Here is a 21,430-nt window from a genome sequence, read left to right as displayed (position 1 = left end):
ACTTCATCATAATCAAGATGCTCATATTCATTTTAAATTGAAAATATAAATCCTTGTACTTTTTTTATTAGTATTTTATTTTTCATTGTTCTCAATTCGCCCTTTCAAGTTGATTAAAATTATTAATATTGAAAACAAATTTTAAAACCTTAAAGTTTTTTGATGTTTGGATAAATGTCATACAAAGAAGAAATAAAAAAAATGTAACCTCTTTATTTTTTAAAATACTTATTCCCTTTTATTGCAGAGAGGAAGGGATTCGAACCCTCGATGCAGTTACCCACATACAAACTTTCCAGGCTTGCTCCTTCAACCACTCGGACACCTCTCTAATTCATCTCGCCTCGCAACGAGGTTTCAAAAATAGTTCTAAAAACTGACGAAGCAACATTTTGCCCCAATAAGTACATTAATTTTGTAATAGCCGCTTCTGTAGTTATATCTTTACCAGAAATGACTCCTATTTGTTTTAGTTGAGAACTGGTTTCGTATTGTCCCATATTTACACTACCTCCTGAACACTGCGTTACGTTTACAATATGGATTCCTTTTTTGATGGCTTCAGATAGTAAACTTATAAACCAATCTTCCGTTGGCGCATTACCAGATCCATACGTTTCTAAAACAACACCTTTTAGATTATTTGCAGAAAAAATAGCTTTCAATACCTGCTCGTTTATTCCAGGAAATATTTTAACAACTGCAACATTAGCGTCAAACAAAGTATGTACATCTAATTTTTTTACCGAAGGCTTTGATAACAATTCTTCATTAACTTTTAAAAAAACTCCAGATTCTGCAAGAGATGGGAAATTAGGAGATGCGAAAGCATTAAAATGTTCGGCACTAATTTTTGTAGTTCTATTTCCACGGTATAATTTGTATTCAAAATACAAACACACTTCGGCAATTACAGGTTTTCCATTTTCATGAAGAGAAGCTACTTGAATAGCTGTAATTAAATTCTCTTTTGCGTCTGTTCTTAAATCTCCAATAGGCAATTGAGAACCTGTAAAAACAACCGGTTTCGATAGGTTTTCAAGCATGAAACTCAAAGCAGATGCAGAATATGACATAGTATCTGATCCATGAAGGACCACAAACCCATCGTATTCATTATAATTTTCTTTTATTATAATCGCCAACTTAACCCATTCTTCAATATTCATATTCGAAGAATCTATCGGTTTTTCAAAAGAAACAGTAGAGATATTACAATCTAAGAGCTTCAACTCTGGTATATTTTTTAATAATTTACTGAAGTTGAATGCTTTTAAAACTCCCGTTTCAAAATCTTTAACCATCCCAATGGTTCCTCCAGTATATATCAATAATATGTTAGGCTTAGACTGCATTGTATTTCATTTTATTAACCACCGGATTGGCATACATTGCTAAAAAACCTTCGCGCATTTGCTCATTTTTTCCATCGATTCTCATTTCAAGTCTGCGCATAAACAAAGCCTTTTCTTGATCTGTATATTTATTTGAAAATTCATCAGTCTCTTTTAAAACATCGTAGGCGATAAAGTTCGTTGGCCATAATTTGTAATATTTTAAAATTGACTCGTCAATAACTTGAGCTAATGCTTGTATTTGCTTAGCAGTATTACTGTTTTCTAGTTTAATTTGATCCAATTCCGTTTCTAACACATCACCAACATGGATATGAATACCTTTTTTTTGACCAATTATTCCGCTGATAATATTATTAAAATCCTCGTTAGATTCTTTTACATAAATCTCCTGATTTGCTTCTGCCATAAGCTGGGGCATCTTTAAAGCATCTGTGGGATCATATTCGTAAGAGATCGATATAGGAACGATTTTAATTTGTTTAAAGTAATCAATAACTTCTCTCGAACCAGAAGCCATAGCTAGCATCTTTAAAACTCCTGTATGTGTCGCATCATTACCATCTTTAGTTCTTCCTTCTCTTTGAGCTATCCAAACTGATCTGTTTTCACGAAGTAATAACTGTTCGATATATTCTGACATTAATTGAGAGCTTTGCAATAACTCTCTTGGAGGCAAACCTCTTTGCACGATGAAATTTCTGTTCAATCTTGAAAGCGATCGTAAAAAATCTTTTTTTACTAGATTATCTCCAATTGCAGATGCTGTCATCACTAAACCATGGTCAAATAAAGCAATATTAAGTAATGATGTATCAAGTATAATATCTCTATGATTTGAAATAAAAAGATATGACGTATTAGGTTCCAACTTTTCAAAGCCTGATGTAGTTAATCCATCTGAACTTTTTTGAATAACTTTTTGAATGGCCTCATAAATAAAGTTGCATTGAAAGTCGCGGATAGAATGTGTTTTACGCAATTGATTTTGCCACACTTCTTCTTCAACATCGGGAAAAGTAAAATTCATCATCGCTTTAATAATAGGATGATTAACGGCATTTTGCAAAGCCTGATTTACTTCGGCATCATAATACGGTCGAATGGCATCGAATTTTGACATTTTGGTGTTTTTATACTTACAAATGAACGATTTTTTTTTTAAACTCAGGTTATGAAAACCTTATATTCCAAACACATCAATAGAGTTTTGAGTAGTAATTTTAGCAATCTCTTCAATTGAAACATTATACAATTCAGCTAATTTTTGAGCCACTAGAGTTACATAACTACTTTCGTTTCTTTTACCTCGATGTGGTGCAGGAGCCAAATAAGGCGAATCCGTTTCAAGAACAATATGCTTCAAATCAATTTGATTGATAAACTGATCTATTTTGCCGTTTTTAAAAGTCACTACACCTCCTATTCCCAACTTCATTCCATATGAAATTGCTTTTTGCGCCTGCTCATAATCTCCCGAAAAGCAATGAAATATTCCAAATAAATCGTCACCTTTTTCCAACTCTAGCACTTCAAAAATTTCATCAAAAGCATCTCGACAATGAATATTTATAGGAAGTTTATATTTTTTTGCTAATTGTATTTGACGCTGAAAAGCTATTTTTTGAATTTCAAGAGTTGTTTTATCCCAATACAAATCAATACCTATTTCACCCACTGCATAAAACCTTCTATTAGCAAATTGTTCTTCTACAAATTTTAATTCATCTTCATAATTTTCTTTTACATAACAAGGATGTAATCCCATCATTAAAAAAACATTATCGGGATATTGTTCTTCCAATTCAAACATTCGTTGTGCATAGGTCGAATCGATTGCAGGAATGAAAAAACGAGTTACTCCATTATCAATTGCATTTTGAATCATTTCGTTACGATCTTCGGCAAATTGAGAGGAATATAAATGTGTATGTGTATCGGTTAAAATCATGGGTAAAAATTGAGTTGCAAAGTTAATCAGAATTTAAAAAGAGAAAATAAAAAAACCGCTATGTTTAATCACAGCGGTTTTTTAAAGCTTTTTAAGATTTTTAAGATTTTTTATTGAAAATCAGCATCAGTAACTCCTTCGTTAACTTTAACATCAGAAACAACAAACTCTAACGGCATTCCTGCTTCTATATTAATTTTAAAAGGATATTTCACACCTTTCACTTCTTTGTAATCACCAAAATAACGCATCACTTTCATGGTTTGCTCACCTTGCTTTTGCTCGTTTTCAGATGCAATTTTAAGTCCTGTTTTCATGTCATAAAACAAACGTGACTTAGTTGTTTTAATCACATAAGCATCTACATCATTAATTTTTTCTATACCAGTAAATGTAACACTAGGATTATCTATAAAGTATAATTCAAAGAAAGGATGTGCTTGAGATTTAATCAATTTATAATCTTCCCCTTCAATAACTTTTTTCTGACCCTGTTGTTCTACATAGGCAGTTTTATCATTAATTCTTTGCTTCATAATATTCATCCCCATAGCAGGCAAATTCATATCCACTGCTAAAGCACCTTTTGTAGAAGACTTCATACTAAGCTCTAAAACTTGACCTTGAACACTACCTTTTGCCAAAGTCGCAACAGTTTTTACTTCGGAAACCGCTTTTATCCCTCCAATTGCATTGATGTAATTATCTACAATTGTTTGTACAGTAACTTTTGCATCGGCCTTTTTTGTTACTGGTTTTTCTACTTGATTACCATACTTATCAAAGAAAAACATAGGAATTTTAGTTTTTTCAAGAGCAGGTACTACTTCACTTCCTTTTCCTACAACTACGATTCTTGCATTATCAGCCATGAAATATTTTTTAGCAGCTGCCATTACTTCATCTACTGTTACAGCATTAATACTTTTAATGTAGTTTTCGTAAAAATCAGCTGGTAATTTTTGAGTTTCCGTTTGAAGTGCATAACGAGCAACTGTTTCAGGCTTTTCAATTTGCATAACAAAGTTACCAATATAGGCTGCTTTTACATCTTTTAAAACTTTATCAGTAACTTTTTCTGTTCTAATTCTTTTTAATTCTTTTAATAATTCTACAACAGAACTATCTGTAACTGCATTACGAACTTGAGCCGATGCAGTAAATTTAGTAACATATTTATTCCCTCTAATAGATGATCTAGCTCCGTATGTCCATCCGTGTTTTTCACGAAGATTCATATTTAAATAACTATTAAAATCCCCACCGAAGATTTGGTTTGCCAAAATTGCAGCAAAGAAATCTTTATCAGTCATTTTAAGGGAAACTGTATTCACAAATGAAACATTTGATTGCACTGCATTAGGCATATCAACAAAGTTGATTTGTGTGTATTGAACGTTTTTAGGGTTATTGTAACTTAAATTAGGAGCAGAAGCTTTTGTCCAAGTTTGAAATACATTTTCAACTTTTGATTTTACTTCTTCAAATTTAACATCTCCAATAACTACTAAGTATGCGTTTTCAGGAACAAAATAAGTGTTGTAATGTTGAACAACATCGTTTAGCGTTACATTGTTAATCGATTGTTCTGTTAAAAACTCTCCTGAAGGATGTTTTTTACCAAATGCTAAAACATTTTCTACTCTAGACGCAACATTTTGAACACTTTTTTCTCCAGACTTAATCCCTTCAATTAATATCGCTTTTTCTTTATCCAATTCTTCTTGTGTGAAATTTGGATCTAAAGCTCCTTGTCCTAAAAGTTCTAAAACTCTTCCAGCATATTTAGACAATCCCGAAGCATAACCTCCATTTGATGAGAAATTGATGTTCGCTCCCATAAAGTCTACTTCCTCATTGAAAGCTTCTTTAGAAATAGTTTTAGTCCCTTTTCCTATCAAAGCTCCTGTTAAATCATCAACTCCTTTTTTTGCACCTTCTGCAAATGGAGCATTATCGATACTTAAATTAAAAGACACACGTGGAAGTTTATGATTTTCCACCACCATTACTTTTAATCCATTCGGTAAAGTAAATTTTTGTGGCTTTCCAACATTAACAGTTGGAGATGGTCCTGGTTTTGGTTGTGGCCTATCGTTTTGTGCTTGCATAGTTGTAAAAGTAAAAAACAAGCTTGAAAGTAATATAATTGAATTCTTCATGTTTTTAGTTTTGAGCTTTATCTTTAGACGGAACGTAATCTAAAATTAATCTTTGATTAGGATTTAGATATTTTTTTGCGACATCTCTAATTTCTTCACGAGTTATTGAACGGTAAATATCAGCTTCAGTATTGATTAAATTCACATCACCATATAACAAATAGTATGATGCAAGATTTTCAGCAATTCCTTCTACATTAGAAACACTGCTTACAAATTGATTTTCGTATTTGTTTTGCAATTTTTGAAAGTCTTTTTCCGAAATTAATTCTGTTTGAATTTTAACAATTTCTTCGTCAATTTCTTTCAATAGCCCTTCAGTTGTATTAGCTCCCATTGGTAAACCATATAAGATGTATGTCCCGTAATCTTCTTGTGAAAAACTAAATGCTCCAATTTGCAAAGCCATTTTTTTGTCATCAACTATTTTCTTGTATAATTTAGAACTTTTACCATCACTCAAATAAGTTGATATCACATCCAAAACTCTTGCATCACGAGTTTTCATTGAAGGAGTTCTATACGAAGCCACCATCATAGGAATTTGAATATTTGGATCCTGGTAAGTTGCTTTTATTGTTTCAGTAATTGGATCTTCTACAAAAGTCTCTCTTTTAATATCTGCTCCTTTTTTTATTGGTCCAAAATATTGCTGAATCCATTTTGTAGCATTCGCAAATTCAAAATCACCAGCAACCACTAAAACTGCATTATTTGGAATGTAATATTTAGCATTGAAATCTTGAAATTCTTTCAAAGTAGCTGCATCCAAATGCTCCATAGAACCTATTGTTGCCCAACGATAAGGATGCTTTTTAAAAATATTCTTTTTTACCTGTGCTAATAAATTTCCATAAGGTTGATTGTCTACACGAAGTCTTTTTTCTTCTTTCACTACTTCATTTTGAGTATCAACACCTATTTGATTAATAACAGGATGCATTAATCTTTCTGATTCCATCCATAACCCAAGTTCTAAATTATTTGAAGGAAAAACTTCATAATAATAAGTTCTATCATCAGAAGTATTTGCATTATTTGTTCCTCCGTTTGAAGAAACCATTTTCATCCATTCGCCTCTTCCAATATTTTTTGTTCCTTCAAATAGTAAATGTTCGAAAAAGTGAGCAAAACCAGTACGCTCTGGGTTTTCATCTTTAGCCCCAACATGATACATTACAGATGTAATTACCACTGGTGCCGATTTGTCTTGATGCAAAATTACATGCAATCCGTTATCAAGTTTGTATTCTTGAAACTCTACTTTTTGCGCTGTTGCCGTACCTCCTAAAAGGAAAAGTGATCCTAACGCCATTAATGATTTCTTCATAAAAATTAATAATAGTTTACCCTTTAGTCGAGGAAACATTAAAAATGTTACATCAAAAATAACTTTTTTACCTATTTAGACATTTAAATATAACAAATACACAATTTTTTAAAAGCTAACTTGTTGGTTTCATAAATAGTTGTATATTTGCACACTTAAATTTTTAATTAAACATCATTGTTATGTACGCAATCGTAGAGATAGCAGGGCAACAATTTAAAGTAAGCAAAGACCAAAAAGTGTATGTTCACCGTTTGGCTAATGAAGAAGGATCAAAAGTTTCTTTTGACAAAGTTCTTTTATTAGACGATAATGGAAACGTAACTTTAGGCGCCCCAGCTATAGAAGGTGCTTCAGTAGAAGCTAAAGTGTTACAACACTTAAAAGGTGATAAAGTAATTGTTTTCAAAAAGAAAAGAAGAAAAGGTTACAAAAAGAGAAACGGTCATAGACAGTATCTTACACAAATTTTAGTTGAAGGAATTTCTGCAACTGGTGCTAAAAAAGCTGCTCCAAAAAAAGAAGCTGCTCCAAAAGCTGAAGTAGCTACAGAAGAAGCTGCTGCTCCTAAAAAGAGAGCTCCAAAAGCTAAAAAAGAAGATACTAACGAATAATATTAACTTATAAAACCTATACATCATGGCTCACAAGAAAGGTGTCGGTAGTTCTAAGAATGGTAGAGAATCAGAATCGAAACGTTTAGGCGTTAAGATTTTTGGTGGACAAGCTGCAATGGCTGGAAATATCATCGTAAGACAAAGAGGTTCTAAACACAATCCAGGTGAAAATGTTTACATGGGTAAAGATCACACTTTACATGCTAAAGTTGACGGTGTAGTGAAATTCCAGAAAAAAGGAGAAAACAAATCTTTTGTTTCTGTAGTTCCATTTGAAGCTTAGTCTTTAAGAAACTTAAAGTATAAAGCGTTCGCATTGCGAGCGCTTTCTTTTTTTATACCTTTGCAACAAGTATTTATATCATGAGTAGAATTCGAATTACAAAGCAATTTAATTTTGAAACTGGACATGCCTTATTTGGCTATGACGGTAAATGCAAAAACGTTCACGGACATAGTTACAAATTATCAGTAACGGTAATTGGAACACCAATCACTGACAGGAATAACGTAAAATACGGAATGGTAATCGATTTTTCTGATTTAAAAAAAATTGTAAAAGAAGACATTGTAGATATTTTTGATCACGCAACAGTATTCAATGCCACCACACCTCACATTGAGCTTGCAAACGAACTTAAAGAGCGCGGACACCATGTTATTTTAGTAGATTATCAACCTACAAGTGAAAATATGGTCATAGATTTTGCCGCAAAAATTAAAAAACGTTTACCAGAATTTGTACAATTACATTCGTTGCGATTACAAGAAACTGAAACTTCTTTTGCAGAATGGTATGCTGAAGACAATACAAAATAAAAAAGAGAAGGGCAGTTTATTTAACTGCCCTTCTCTTTTTTATTTTTGATATAGAAGTAGGAAATTAACCCAACAAATTGTAAACAATACTTGGATACAATCCTAATCCTATATTTATAACTAATGCTAAAATTGCCACAACTTGATATATGAAAGGGATATTATTTGGTAAATCTTTTTCACTATCCTTAGTGTACATAGCCAATATTATTTTGAAATAATACCCAACACTTATAATTGAACTAATTATTGCCACAATAACAAGAACCGTCCATCCTGATAATAATACTTGATTAAGTAAAAAGAACTTAGCAAAGAAACCTGATAGGATTGGTATTCCAGCCATTGACAATAAAGAAGCAGTCAGAACTGCGGCTAAAAGAGGATGAGTTTTTCCAAATCCGTTAAACAAATCGATAGTCTCATTATCTTTTCCTTTTGTAACATATAAAACAACTGCAAAGAAAGCTATACCAGCAACAGCATAAGCTGTAGCGTAATACAATAAAACCCCTGCAGAGTTATTAAGTATTAACAACACCATTAACATAAAACCTGCATGCGAAATACCCGAAAAAGCAAACATACGCTTAACATTATTTTGACGCAGAGCCATAATATTACCAACAATCATAGAGGCAATAGCAACACAAACAATTATCATTTGGAAAGAATAAGTCTGTGTAGGTATTAATAAAATAGATATTTTGTACAAAGCTGCCATAGCAACAATTTTAGCCAAAGTACTCATTGTAGCAGTTGTTAATGCAGGAGAACCTTCATATACATCTGGTGCCCAAAAATGAAAAGGAACCGTAGCTATTTTAAACAACATACCAATCACTAAAAAAATAATACCAATATAATACCATTGAGGATAATTTACAGAATGCGTAATTTGATACATATTCATTAAATCAAAACTTCCTGTAGCTCCATATAATAAGCAAATTCCAAATAAAATGATACCAGAAGCAAATGATCCCATAAGGAAGTATTTCATTCCAGCTTCGTTACTTCTTAGATTCAAACGATTGCTCGCTGCCAATACATATAGAGAAATTGACAACACTTCTATACCTAGAAAAAACATAGATAAATTTCCAAAAGATACCATTGCAACAGCTCCAGCTAAAAGAAAAACTTTTATGGCCACATAATCGGATATTTTTGTCGCTTGTTCTTTATAAAATTCATGACTTAATGCAATTAAAAAGATTGTTACAACAATAAACAAGCTTGTAAATGCCACTGAAAATTTATCTACAAACATCATGTTATTGTAGAAAGTCCCCAAATGATTATACGGCGAAATATTGTATCCTAAAATCGCTAAGAGACCAATTATAGTAATTGGAACTATTGCTTTTCTACCATTAAAAATTTCTGCAAGAAGGCTTAAAATCCCTAATCCTGATATCGCTATTAATGTATTCATCTTATATTGATTTGAAGTTCGAGTTCCCTCTTACCTCTTATAATTTATTAATTTTCGTTACTATATCTTGTAAAGCTGGCGTAATCAAATCATTGATTGGTTTTGGATACAAACCAAAAAATAACAGTACGGCAATTATAATTACAAAAACTACAGATTCTTGTATTGTAATTCCTTTGAATACTTTGTCAGTTTGTTCTCCTAACATTACATGTTGAAACATTTTAAGCATATAAACTGCACCTAAAATTATTGTTGTTCCTGCAATTACTGCAAACCAAATATTAACATTATACAAACTGTACAACAAAGTGAATTCTCCAATAAAGTTAAAAGTCGAAGGCAATGCAACCGATGCTAACATCACAATCATAAACATTGATGCAAACTTATTATCTTGAATCCTAATCCCTCCCATTTCTGAAATTTCTTGTGTTTGAAAACGTCTTTCAATTATTTCAGCAGCAAAGAATAAACCTACAACCACAAATCCGTGTGCAATCATTTGTAAAACCGCTCCTCTTAATCCATCAAAACTTAATGAATAAGCACCTGCTGCAATTAATCCAACGTGGGCTAGTGAAGAATAAGCCAATAGTTTTTTAAGATTACGTTGTTTCAACGCTACGATAGAACCATAAACAACACCAATAACTGATAAAAGAATAAAAATATCCATATAAGTCTTGGCTGCCAAAGGAGCTATTGGTAATTGCCAACGAATAACACTATACAATCCCATTTTTAACATAATACCAGACAACAACATTGTCCCAACTGATGGTGACATTTGATAAGTATTTGCCTGCCATGTATGAAAAGGGAAAATTGGAATTTTAATCGCATATGCTAAGAAGAAAGCAGCAAATATCCAGAATTGTTCATTTTCTGTTAGACGAATAGCATACAAATCTCCTATCAATAAACTTCCTGCTTTTTGGAATAAATAAATAAAAGCCACTAACATAAATAATGAACCCGCCAAAGTGTAAATAAAGAATTTTACAATTGCTCTTTTACGCTCATCCGCATCTCCATTACCCCAAATTAATGCAATAAAATAAATAGGAATTAAAGCCAACTCCCAAAATATATAATATAAAAATGCATCGGCACTTAAAAAAGTTCCAACCATTGCAAATGACATGAACAATACTAATGCATAAAAACTTTTACTGTTGTTGTAATTATTTCCAAAGGAAGAAAACAAAATTAATGAAGTAAGAACCGTTGTTAATAACAACATTGCTAATGACAATCCATCAACTTTTAAAGCAATATAAATATTTGGATTAGAAATCCAATTAATCATAAAACTTTCATCAATTCCTGCATTATGCTGATTCAGAATAAAAATTGAACCTGCTACAGAAGCCAAACTAAAAAATAAAGCCACTGTCTTTGCAAATTTATCACCTGCAAGGTAGGTTGCAAAAGTTCCAAATAATAAAAGAATAAGTATAAATGATACGTTCATTATATGTAATTATTAAACTAAAAATAAATAAATTAAAATTGAAGAAACTCCTAAAACGAAAGCAAAGAGATATAAACCAATATTTCCGTTTTGTATCGATTTTCCTTGTATTGCAATAGCATTGGCAATTTTTCCAAAAGCAAAAACCACTTCAGAGAAAAATACTTCAAAATAATTTCTAAAGAAATGTGACAATCTGTAAATTGGATTTACAAACAAAGTCTCATACGCTTCATCTACATAATATTTATTATATAAAGTTTTGGCAATTCCTTTAATTTCTGAGTCTTGAGGAGGAACTTCTCCGTTCTTTATGTATTTAGAATAAGCTAAACCAATTCCTAATAATGCACCTACAGTAGCGACCGCCATTAAAACATATTCTGTAGTTCCTAAATGGTGTGCAGCATGTTCACCCTTACTTAACAATGGTGCTAAATAATGATTTAACCAACTGTTTCCTGGCAAACTTATCAAACCCCCAATAGCAGCTAAAATTGCTAAAATTATTAACGGAATAGTAATTAAAGAAGGGCTTTCGTGTAAATGATGTTTTTGCTCTTCTGTACCTCTAAACTCGCCAAAGAAAGTCAAATACATTAGTCTAAACATATAAAAAGCTGTCATTATAGAAGCAATAGATCCTACAACCCACAAAACAATATTTCCATGGAAAGCTGTCATTAAGATTTCGTCTTTTGACCAGAAACCTGACAAAGGGAAAATTCCAGAAATAGCTAATGTAGAAATCATCATTGTCCAAAATGTGATTGGCATTGCTTTACGTAAACCTCCCATGTTTCTCATGTCTTGCTCACCATGTAAACCATGAATAACTGATCCAGATCCTAAGAACAAACAAGCTTTGAAGAAGGCATGCGTTATAACATGAAAAACAGCTACTTCATAAGCACCAAAACCAAGAGCTAAAAACATTAGTCCTAATTGTGAAACTGTTGAATAAGCTAAAACTTTTTTTATATCATTTTGTACTAATCCAATTGAAGCTGCTAAAATTGCTGTAGCTGCACCAATTACGGCAATAACATCTTGTACATATGGCGCTAAATCGAAAACAAAATGCATCCTAGTCACCATAAAAATACCAGCAGTCACCATCGTCGCTGCGTGTATTAAAGCAGAAACTGGTGTTGGTCCAGCCATCGCATCTGGCAACCAAGTATATAATGGAATTTGAGCTGATTTACCAGTTGCACCAATAAATAAGCACAATGCAGCAATTCCAACTAAAGGATTTGATAAAATATCGCTATTGCTTAAAATAGCAGTTTTTAAAGTAGCATAATCAAGTGTGTTGAATAAGTATCCTAAAATGAATAATCCAATTAAAAGACCTAAATCTCCAACACGGTTCATGATGAAAGCTTTCTTAGCTGCATCATTGTAGTCTTGGTTTTTATACCAAAATCCAATTAACAAGTAAGAACATAAACCAACACCTTCCCAACCAATGAAAAGAATTAAAAGGTTTCCTCCCATTACTAATGTAATCATGAAGAAAACGAAAAGGTTTAAGTAAGCAAAAAATTTATGCATATTTTCATCATCATGCATATAGCTAATCGAATACATATGAATTAGGGTTCCAATTCCTGTAACAAACATTAACCACAATACCGATAATTGATCTAATAAGAAAGAGAAATTCACATTGAATTTTTCTAAAGTAATCCATTTAAACAAATCAACTTGGAAAGGCTTTCCAGTAGACTGAATTAATGAAAAGAAATACATTGAAGCAACAAACGAAACCAAAATTGATAATGTTCCAACTATTCCAACAATTCCTTTTCCTGCTTTCTTACCTAAGAAAACATTAAATAAAAATCCACAAAGTGGTGCTAACAATAATACTAAAGCTAAATTTTTCTCCATTAGTATTTATCCTTTTAAATTTTTTAAATTATCGATGTCGATTGAGCTTAAGTTTCTAAAAATTGAAACTAAAATTGCCAAACCTACAGCTACTTCGGCAGCTGCTACAGCCATAGAAAAGAATACAAAAACTTGTCCTTGTGCATCTTGATGAAAAGTAGAAAAAGCTACAAACAATAAGTTTACTGCATTTAACATAATTTCGATAGACATGAACATAATGATAGCATTTCTTCTATACAAAACTCCAAAAATTCCAATACAGAATAAAATTACAGATAGATAGATGTAATTTTCAATTCCTATTTGTTGTAATATATTTTGCATTTTACTGAATAGATTTTTCTTTTTTAGACAATAATACAGCACCAATCATTGCAACAAGTAATAATACTGAAGCAAATTCGAAAGGAACCATATACTCATTTAACAACACCTTCCCTAAAACTTTGATCGATTGAAAGTCTTGCCCTGTTTGTTTATAAGTATCAATAATTGGCATTGCTTTTATAAACACTGCAAGCATAACAAAACATACTAATCCAAAAGAAACAGCAGCAGCTAATTTTGTTGCTAATTTTTTATGTGGCTCATCTTCTTTATTAAGGTTCATTAACATGATAGTAAATAAGAAGAGTACCATGATAGCTCCAGCATAAACAATAATATGTACTAGTGCTAAAAATTGTGCATTAAATAGTAAATAATGACCCGCAATTGAAAAAAAGCTAATAACCAAATAAATTGCGCTATGAATTGGATTTTTACTAATGATAGTTAAAAACGCAGTCGCAATTGTTATTGCAGACAAAATATAGAATATAGTTAATAACGACATAGTTAGTTTACTGATTTAGAATTTGCAATAGCCATTTCAAGCGGCATAACTAATTTATCTTTACCAAAGATGAAATCTTCACGATCATAATTTGCAGGAACAAGTTCTTTAGAAACTGTTAAGTAAATAGCATCTTTTGGACAAGCTTCTTCACACAAACCACAAAAAATACAACGAAGCATGTTAATCTCGTAGATTTCAGCATATTTCTCCTCACGGTATAAATGCTCTTCACCTTTTTTACGCTCTGCAGCTTTCATTGTAATAGCTTCTGCTGGGCATGACAAAGCACACAATCCGCAAGCTGTACAATTTTCACGACCTTGCTCATCACGTTTTAACATATGACGCCCTCTATAAACAGGACTCATTTCACGTGTTTGTTCAGGATAATGAATAGTTACTTTTTTTCTAAAAAAGTGCTTAATAGTAATCATTAAACCTTTTACAATAGCAACTAAATATAGGCTTTCCATAAAAGTCATTTCTTTATTAGAAACTTCTTTTTTTCTACCTGATAGAGATATATTTTGAATAGACGTTGACATATTTTTTTATTTAAAAGCTAAAATGCAAACTCCAGTAATCATAATGTTTATAATAGCAAGCGGAATTAAAATTCTCCATCCTAAATTCATTAACTGATCGTAACGGAATCTTGGTATTGTCCATCTAACCCACATGTAGAAGAAAATGAAACAACAAATTTTAATCAATAACGCTATTATTCCAAGAACATTTGCAGCGTTTACCCCAACATTTTCAGTCATCCATTGCATTCCTGGATAGTTATAACCTCCAAAGAATAAAATGGCTAAAATAGCTGATGAAATAAACATATTAGCATATTCTGCAAACAAATAGAATCCCATTTTCATTGAAGAATACTCTGTATGATAACCTCCAATTAATTCTGATTCACACTCTGCTAAATCGAAAGGAGTTCTGTTTGTTTCTGCGAAAGCACAAATCAAGAAAATCAAAAACGAAACGGGTTGGTATAACACATTCCATCTCCATTCTGATTGTTGCATTGAAATTTCTTTTAAGCTCAATGTTCCTGTCATCATCAATAAAGCGATAATAGACAATCCCATTGCTACTTCGTATGAAATCATTTGTGAAGAAGCACGAACCGCTCCCATTAATGAGAACTTATTGTTTGATGCCCAACCACCAATCATAATTCCATAAACTCCAACAGAGATAACTCCAAAAACATATAATAAAGCCACATCAATATCAGTAGCTTGAAGAATAACTTCTTTACCAAAAATTACTAATTTATCTCCCCATGGCAATACAGCACTAGTCATTAAAGCTGTACTCATTGCAATAGCTGGACCTACGATAAATAAAAATCTATTTGGAGTATTTGGAAAAAATTCCTCTTTTGAAAACAACTTAAGTCCGTCTGCCAAAGGCTGCAATAAACCTCCAAAACCAGCACGGTTAGGACCAACACGATCCTGAAGAAAAGCAGCTACTTTACGTTCTGCCCAAGTAGAATACATGGCAAAAAGCATTGTTACTGCAAAAACAACTAAAATAATAATCCCTTTTTCTATAAAAAATGTACTATCTAACATGCTTATACTCTTTTAGGATTAGAATCTAATGGGAAATCAGGCATACTAATTTTTTTGCGGTCTTGTTCGCGACCTTCTAAAATATGCTCTTCTGTTTCGATAACAACTTTTTCTATTTTACGAGTATAGTTGTTTTGATTGATAACAGAATCTTTTTCGAATTTACGAGGTCCTTCAATAACCCAATCATTCACATCTTTCTTATCAAAACGACACGTATTACAGATGAATTCTTCTACTTCATGGTACTCATCTTTACGACCTGTAACACGTTGAATTTCGTTACCAAACATCCAAACAGTAGTTTTTCCGCAACATTTATCACAATCTCTATGAGCATTATAAGGTTTATTAAACCAAACTCTCGATTTGAAACGGAATGTTTTATCAGTAAGTGCTCCCACAGGACACACATCAATCATATTTCCTGAAAACTCGTTATCAATAGCTTTTGAAATACAAGTAGAAATGTTAGCATGATCACCACGATCCATTACTCCGTGAACACGGTTATCAGTTAATTGGTCTGCCACCTGAACACAACGTTGACATAAGATACAACGATTCATGTGCAGTTGAATATATGGACCAATATCTTCTGGTTCGAAAGTTCTTTTTTCTTCAATGAAACGAGTTTTTGATTTCCCGTGTTCGAAACTTAAGTTTTGTAAATCACACTCACCTGCCTGGTCACAAACCGGACAATCTAATGGGTGGTTGATTAACAAAAATTCGGTTACCGATTTACGAGCTTCCTCAACTCTTTCAGAAGATTTACTGTTCACTTCCATCCCATCCATACAACCTGTCACGCAAGAAGCAACAAGTTTAGGCATAGGTCTAGGATCAGCATCACTTCCTTTTGATACTTCTACTAAACAGCAACGGCATTTACCACCGCTTCCTTTTAATTTTGAATAATAGCACATGGCTGGTGGAACTAGTTCTCCACCAATCATACGAGCAGCTTGCAGGATCGTTGTTCCTGGTTCTACCTCTATACTTTGACCGTCTATAGTTACTTTCATTCTTTAAACGTTTAACTCAAGTGAGTCTTGACTTTATACTGTTTGTTTTGCTACTAAGTGTCTTACCTTATCAAAAGGTTCAGCAACAAAATGATCTCTATTTTTAATTTTTTCAGGGAAACGAATATGATATTCGAATTCTTCTTTAAAGTGGCGAATAGCAGCCGCTACAGGCCAAGAAGCAGCATCTCCTAAAGGACAAATTGTGTTTCCTTCGATTTTAGACTGAATACTCCATAATAATTCGATATCCTCTTCACGGCCTTGACCGTTTTCAATTCTCCAAAGGATTTTTTCTAACCATCCAGTTCCTTCTCTACATGGTGTACATTGACCACAAGATTCATGGTGGTAGAAACGTGAAAAGTTCCAAGTGTTTCTTACAATACAAGTAGTATCATTGTAAACGATAAATCCACCTGAACCTAACATTGATCCGGTTGCAAATCCACCATCAGATAATGACTCATACGTCATTAAACGATCTGTACCTGCGGCAGTTTTATATATTAAATGTGCTGGTAAAATTGGCACCGATGAACCTCCCGGTACTAAAGCCTTCAAAGGTCTATCATCAATCATACCACCACAATATTCATCAGAATTAATAAATTCTTCAACCGAAACTCCTAATTCAATTTCGTAAACACCTGGGTTTTTAATGTGCCCAGAAGCCGAAATTAATTTTGTTCCTGTTGAACGTTCAATACCTATTTTAGCATATTCTGCTCCAGTATTCATTACAATCCAAGGCACAGCTGAAATAGATTCAACATTATTTACCACCGTTGGATTTTGCCACAAACCTTTTACAGCTGGGAATGGTGGTTTAATACGAGGATTACCTCTTTTCCCTTCTAAGGATTCAATTAAGGCAGTTTCTTCTCCACAGATATAAGCTCCACCACCAACTTGAACATATAAATCCAAATCGTAACCAGAACCTAAGATATTTTTACCTAACCAACCAGCTGCTTTTGCTTCGGCAATGGCTCTTTCTAATATTTTATACACCCACATATATTCTCCACGAATGTAGATATAGGATAGGTTTGCTCCTAAAGCATATGATGATGTTATCATTCCCTCAATTAACAAGTGAGGAATGTATTCCATTAAATAACGGTCCTTGAAAGTTCCTGGTTCAGATTCATCGGCATTACAAACCAAATGACGAGGGTTTCCTGATTTTTTATCAATAAAACTCCATTTCATTCCCACTGGGAAACCTGCTCCACCACGACCTCTAATTCCTGATGTTTTTACCTCTTCAGTAACTTCATCGGGAGTCATTTGTTTTAAAGCCTTTTCCACTGAAGCATAACCTCCATTTTGGCGGTACACTTCATAGGTTTTGATACCCGGAATATTGATCTTATCTAATAATATTTTTCTTCCCATGGTATTATTTATCGTGTAAAGTTATTTTTCCAGCTTTACAATCTTCAACTAATTGATCGAACTTTTCTTTAGAAAGGTTTTCGTGGTAAAAATCACCTAGTTGTAACATTGGTGCATATCCACAAGCTCCTAAACATTCTACACCACGTATTTCAAACATACCGTCTGCTGTAGTTTCACCAATTCCTACACCTAATTTCTCACATGCATAATCCATAAGATTTTCTACACCACGAGTCACACAACATGATGTCTGACAAAATTCGAACATGTATTTTCCAATAGGTCTTCTGTTGAACATCGTGTAAAAAGAAACTACTTCGTAAACCTCAACTGGTTTAATATGTAAAATTTCGGCAACTTTATCTTGTAATTCAATACTCAACCAGTTATCGTGAGCATCTTGCACTTCGTGTAATACAGGAAGTAGTGCCGATTTTCTTTTATCTTCCGGATAATGACTAATCAACTCATTGATACGAGCCATTAATGCTTCCGAAATATTTATGTTTTGTTTTATATTCGATATTTCTCCCATAATTATTAAGCGTCTAATTCGCCAGCAATTACATTAAGACTTGATAATATTACGATAGCATCTGATAACAATGCTCCTTTAATCATTTCTGGATATGCTTGATAGTAAATAAAGCATGGACGACGGAAATGCAATCTGTAAGGCGTTCTACTTCCATCAGTAATTAAGTAAAAACCTAATTCTCCATTTCCTCCTTCAACAGGATGATAAATTTCTGCCACTGGTACAGGAACTTCTCCCATTACAATTTTAAAGTGGTAGATTAACGATTCCATGTTGTTGTATACATCTTCTTTTGGAGGAAGATAATAATCTGGAACATCTGCATGATAAGGTCCTTCAGGTAATTTCTCTAAAGCTTGACGGATTATACTTAAACTCTCCCAAACCTCAGCATTACGAACACAAAAACGATCGTAAGTATCACCTGATTTTCCAACTGGAACTATAAAGTCAAAATCTTCATACGAAGAATATGGCTGTGCCACACGAACGTCATAATCAATCCCAGCTGCACGTAAATTTGGTCCTGTAAAACCATATTGCATTGCTTTTTCTGCAGTGATTGGACCTACATTTACAGTTCTATCAATAAAAATTCTATTTCTTTCAAAAAGGTTTTCAAACTCTTTCCAAACTGGCGGAAATTCTTCAAGAAAAACATTTAGTTTTCTAAAAGCTTCTTCAGACCATTCTCTTTCAAAACCACCTATTCTTCCCATGTTTGTAGTTAAACGAGCTCCACAAATTTCTTCATAGATTTCGTAAATTTTTTCACGGAACTGGAATACATATAAGAAACCAGTATAAGCACCAGTATCTACTCCTAAAATTGAGTTACAAATAATGTGGTCTGCAATACGAGCCAACTCCATAACAATAACTCTTAAATACTGAGCACGTTTGGGCACTTCGATATTTAAAAGTTTCTCTACTGTCATCCACCAAGCCATATTATTGATTGGTGACGAACAATAGTTCATACGATCTGTAAGTGGAGTAATTTGATAAAAAGGTCTATTCTCGGCAATTTTTTCAAAAGCTCTGTGAATATAACCAATTGTAGGCTCTGCATCAAGAATACGCTCACCATCCATTAAAAGGATATTTTGAAAAATTCCATGAGTTGCGGGATGTGTTGGTCCTAAATTTAGGATTGAAAGTTCACTTCCGTCTTCATTACGTCTTTCGTTGATGACTTTAGCGTAGCGATGCTCTGGTGTTAATAATAGTTCTGACATTTTTAATCTGAAAAATTATAGGTTAACAGTTAGATGGAGTTCTTCCAAAAAATCTGTCGTCTTTATCTGTTCTACCTGAATCTTCCATTGGAAATTCTTTTCTCATAGGAAACGAAACCATTTCGTCCATATTCAGGATTCTTTTTAGTTGTGGGTGTCCAGCAAAGTTGATTCCGTAAAAATCATACGTTTCACGCTCCATCCAATTAGCAGACAAGAAAATATTTGAAATTGTTTTAATTTCTGGATTTTCTCCACTTAAAAAAGACTTGATTCGAATACGTTTATTTTCTATCCAATTATGCAAGTGATAAACCACAGCAAACTGCTCATTAACATCACTATCTGGATAATGAATACCACAAAGGTCTGTTAAGAAATGAAAATTAAGTGTCTCGTCATTTTTTAAAAATAAAATTACCGAAGTAATCTTATCAGCAGCAACATCAAAGGTAAACATATCGCCTTCCTGACGAAAATGCATCACGCTTTCTCCAAATGTTTCTGATAATTTATCTTGAATTTGAGTATTTTCTAAAGCCATGTTCTTATTTGATATTATAAGATGCTAATAGTTCTTGGTATTCTGGTGAGCTACGACGACGAACCGATTCTGATTTTACCAATTCTTGCAAACGCATTACACCATCAACGATTTGTTCTGGTCTTGGGGGACATCCTGGAACATAAACATCTACAGGAATCACTTTATCAATTCCTTGCAAAACAGAATATGTATCAAATATACCACCAGAACACGCACAAGCCCCAACAGATATAACCCATCTAGGCTCAGACATTTGCTCATATACTTGACGTAAAATAGGTGCCATTTTTTTAGAAATAGTTCCCATAACCATCAACATATCAGCTTGTCTTGGCGAAAAACTTACACGCTCTGAACCAAAACGTGCCAAATCATAGTGTGATGCCATTGTTGCCATAAACTCAATTCCACAACATGAAGTTGCAAAAGGCAATGGCCACATCGAATTAGCTCTAGCTAAACCAACTACATCACTTAATTTTGTTGCGAAAAACCCTTCTCCAGATAATCCTTCGGGAGCTTCCACCATATTTACTTTTGAATCACTCATAATTTTGATTGTAGATTTTTGATTGTAGATTTTAAACTAACGAATTTCAAAACATTCTTCAATTTAAAATCTGATATCTAAATTCTGAAATCTATTTATTCCCACTCAAGGGCTTTTTTCTTGATAATATAAAAGAAACCAACTAATAAAAGCGACATAAAAATCACCATTTTAATCATTCCTTCCATTCCCAAATCTTTAAAATTTACCGCCCAAGGATATAAGAAAATAACCTCAACATCAAAAAGCACAAATAAAATTGCCACTAAGAAATACTTAACCGAAAAAGGAATACGTGCGTTTCCAACTGACTCAATTCCACACTCGAAATTTTTATCTTTTGATTGCGAATTTCTCTTTGGACCAAGCATTCCTGATATAATTATGGTCATAACCACAAATCCTACAGCCAACCCCATTTGCATTAAAATAGGTAAATAATCAAATTGATTTGTTTGCATTATTATAAAATTTATCACTTACAAAGATACGTGGCTGGAATTAAATCGCAATTAAATTTGACAATTAAACCAAAAAAATACTCACTTAAGCAGTTATTTTTATTCTTTCTAAATAACTTTTGTGATTTTGTAAAAATTAACAAACAAAATCTTATACGTCAACAAAAAGATTATACATTTGATAGATATTAC

The 21,430-nt window shown here is 32.8% G+C and carries 22 protein-coding genes and 1 tRNA gene; 3 read left to right on the top strand and 20 right to left on the bottom strand.

Annotation, left to right across the window (positions count from 1 at the left end; genetic code table 11):
• Positions 1-244: 244 nt before the first annotated feature.
• From BUC09_RS03270 to BUC09_RS03245, 6 genes are all read right to left on the bottom strand, one after another.
• Positions 245-331: transfer RNA gene (locus BUC09_RS03270), tRNA-Ser, on the bottom strand.
• Positions 330-1,355: an asparaginase gene (locus BUC09_RS03265; RefSeq protein WP_073308635.1), complete on the bottom strand. Its 1,026-nt coding sequence runs from the start codon at positions 1,353-1,355 to the stop codon at positions 330-332. Before BUC09_RS03265 ends, BUC09_RS03270 begins: the two co-directional genes overlap by 2 nt.
• Positions 1,345-2,478 (bottom strand): 1-acyl-sn-glycerol-3-phosphate acyltransferase, encoded by a 1,134-nt coding sequence (locus BUC09_RS03260; RefSeq protein ID WP_073308634.1) that lies wholly within the window; start codon positions 2,476-2,478, stop codon positions 1,345-1,347. Before BUC09_RS03260 ends, BUC09_RS03265 begins: the two co-directional genes overlap by 11 nt.
• 60 nt (positions 2,479-2,538) lie before the next feature.
• Entirely contained in the window at positions 2,539-3,306 is a 768-nt protein-coding gene (locus tag BUC09_RS03255) for a TatD family hydrolase (RefSeq protein WP_073308633.1), read from the bottom strand.
• A gap of 110 nt (positions 3,307-3,416) precedes the next feature.
• On the bottom strand, positions 3,417-5,468 hold the full coding sequence (locus tag BUC09_RS03250; protein WP_073308631.1) for an insulinase family protein: 2,052 nt from the start codon (positions 5,466-5,468) through the stop codon (positions 3,417-3,419).
• A 4-nt stretch (positions 5,469-5,472) separates the two neighbouring features.
• Positions 5,473-6,798, bottom strand: a complete 1,326-nt coding sequence (locus tag BUC09_RS03245; protein ID WP_073309043.1) for a M16 family metallopeptidase — start codon at positions 6,796-6,798, stop codon at positions 5,473-5,475.
• Between the two features lie 182 nt (positions 6,799-6,980).
• On the opposite strand from BUC09_RS03245, the gene rplU reads away from it, so the two are divergent.
• The 3 genes from rplU (at position 6,981) to BUC09_RS03230 (ending at position 8,234) form a co-directional block, all read left to right on the top strand.
• A complete protein-coding gene (gene rplU / locus BUC09_RS03240) occupies positions 6,981-7,412 on the top strand; it encodes a 50S ribosomal protein L21 (protein ID WP_073308629.1) in 432 nt (143 codons plus the stop codon).
• Between the two features lie 25 nt (positions 7,413-7,437).
• Positions 7,438-7,698: a 50S ribosomal protein L27 gene (gene rpmA, locus BUC09_RS03235; protein ID WP_073308627.1), complete on the top strand. Its 261-nt coding sequence runs from the start codon at positions 7,438-7,440 to the stop codon at positions 7,696-7,698.
• A gap of 80 nt (positions 7,699-7,778) precedes the next feature.
• Positions 7,779-8,234, top strand: coding sequence for a 6-pyruvoyl trahydropterin synthase family protein (locus BUC09_RS03230; protein ID WP_073308625.1), 456 nt, complete (start codon positions 7,779-7,781; stop codon positions 8,232-8,234).
• A 64-nt stretch (positions 8,235-8,298) separates the two neighbouring features.
• Here the strand turns inward: BUC09_RS03230 and BUC09_RS03225 are convergent, their stop codons facing one another.
• The 14 genes from BUC09_RS03225 to BUC09_RS03160 all read right to left on the bottom strand — a co-directional run bounded on the left by BUC09_RS03225 (position 8,299) and on the right by BUC09_RS03160 (position 21,238).
• Complete coding sequence (locus BUC09_RS03225) at positions 8,299-9,672, bottom strand: NADH-quinone oxidoreductase subunit N (RefSeq protein ID WP_073308623.1); 1,374 nt, start codon at positions 9,670-9,672, stop codon at positions 8,299-8,301.
• Positions 9,673-9,709: 37 nt separating this feature from the next.
• Positions 9,710-11,149: a complex I subunit 4 family protein gene (locus BUC09_RS03220; RefSeq protein ID WP_073308621.1), complete on the bottom strand. Its 1,440-nt coding sequence runs from the start codon at positions 11,147-11,149 to the stop codon at positions 9,710-9,712.
• Between the two features lie 12 nt (positions 11,150-11,161).
• Positions 11,162-13,045 carry an NADH-quinone oxidoreductase subunit L gene (nuoL, locus tag BUC09_RS03215; RefSeq protein ID WP_073308619.1) on the bottom strand — a complete coding sequence of 628 codons (1,884 nt, stop codon included), beginning with the start codon at positions 13,043-13,045 and terminating at the stop codon, positions 11,162-11,164.
• Between the two features lie 6 nt (positions 13,046-13,051).
• Positions 13,052-13,372 (bottom strand): NADH-quinone oxidoreductase subunit NuoK, encoded by a 321-nt coding sequence (nuoK, locus tag BUC09_RS03210; protein ID WP_073308617.1) that lies wholly within the window; start codon positions 13,370-13,372, stop codon positions 13,052-13,054.
• A gap of 1 nt (position 13,373) precedes the next feature.
• Entirely contained in the window at positions 13,374-13,883 is a 510-nt protein-coding gene (locus BUC09_RS03205) for an NADH-quinone oxidoreductase subunit J family protein (protein ID WP_073308615.1), read from the bottom strand.
• 2 nt (positions 13,884-13,885) lie between these two features.
• A complete protein-coding gene (locus tag BUC09_RS03200) occupies positions 13,886-14,431 on the bottom strand; it encodes a NuoI/complex I 23 kDa subunit family protein (protein ID WP_073308613.1) in 546 nt (181 codons plus the stop codon).
• A gap of 6 nt (positions 14,432-14,437) precedes the next feature.
• The gene (gene nuoH / locus BUC09_RS03195; protein WP_073308611.1) at positions 14,438-15,472 is read right to left on the bottom strand and encodes an NADH-quinone oxidoreductase subunit NuoH; all 1,035 of its coding nucleotides are present in this window, start codon (positions 15,470-15,472) and stop codon (positions 14,438-14,440) included.
• A gap of 2 nt (positions 15,473-15,474) precedes the next feature.
• The gene (locus tag BUC09_RS03190; protein WP_073308609.1) at positions 15,475-16,500 is read right to left on the bottom strand and encodes an NADH-quinone oxidoreductase subunit G; all 1,026 of its coding nucleotides are present in this window, start codon (positions 16,498-16,500) and stop codon (positions 15,475-15,477) included.
• A gap of 33 nt (positions 16,501-16,533) precedes the next feature.
• On the bottom strand, positions 16,534-17,901 hold the full coding sequence (gene nuoF / locus BUC09_RS03185; RefSeq protein ID WP_073308607.1) for an NADH-quinone oxidoreductase subunit NuoF: 1,368 nt from the start codon (positions 17,899-17,901) through the stop codon (positions 16,534-16,536).
• A gap of 4 nt (positions 17,902-17,905) precedes the next feature.
• The gene (locus BUC09_RS03180; protein ID WP_073308605.1) at positions 17,906-18,439 is read right to left on the bottom strand and encodes an NADH-quinone oxidoreductase subunit NuoE family protein; all 534 of its coding nucleotides are present in this window, start codon (positions 18,437-18,439) and stop codon (positions 17,906-17,908) included.
• Between the two features lie 5 nt (positions 18,440-18,444).
• Positions 18,445-19,680, bottom strand: coding sequence for an NADH-quinone oxidoreductase subunit D (locus BUC09_RS03175; protein WP_073308603.1), 1,236 nt, complete (start codon positions 19,678-19,680; stop codon positions 18,445-18,447).
• Positions 19,681-19,702: 22 nt separating this feature from the next.
• Positions 19,703-20,224, bottom strand: coding sequence for an NADH-quinone oxidoreductase subunit C (locus tag BUC09_RS03170; protein ID WP_073308601.1), 522 nt, complete (start codon positions 20,222-20,224; stop codon positions 19,703-19,705).
• A gap of 4 nt (positions 20,225-20,228) precedes the next feature.
• Positions 20,229-20,777, bottom strand: coding sequence for an NADH-quinone oxidoreductase subunit B (locus BUC09_RS03165; RefSeq protein WP_073308599.1), 549 nt, complete (start codon positions 20,775-20,777; stop codon positions 20,229-20,231).
• 95 nt (positions 20,778-20,872) lie between these two features.
• The gene (locus tag BUC09_RS03160; protein WP_073308597.1) at positions 20,873-21,238 is read right to left on the bottom strand and encodes an NADH-quinone oxidoreductase subunit A; all 366 of its coding nucleotides are present in this window, start codon (positions 21,236-21,238) and stop codon (positions 20,873-20,875) included.
• Positions 21,239-21,430: the final 192 nt, after the last annotated feature.

Origin of the sequence: Flavobacterium terrae, assembly GCF_900142035.1 — a bacterium.
Taxonomy (GTDB): Bacteria; Bacteroidota; Bacteroidia; order Flavobacteriales; family Flavobacteriaceae; genus Flavobacterium; species Flavobacterium terrae.
The sequence above is the reverse complement of the archived record's forward strand: the minus strand, read 5'-3'. Positions and strand labels throughout refer to the sequence as shown.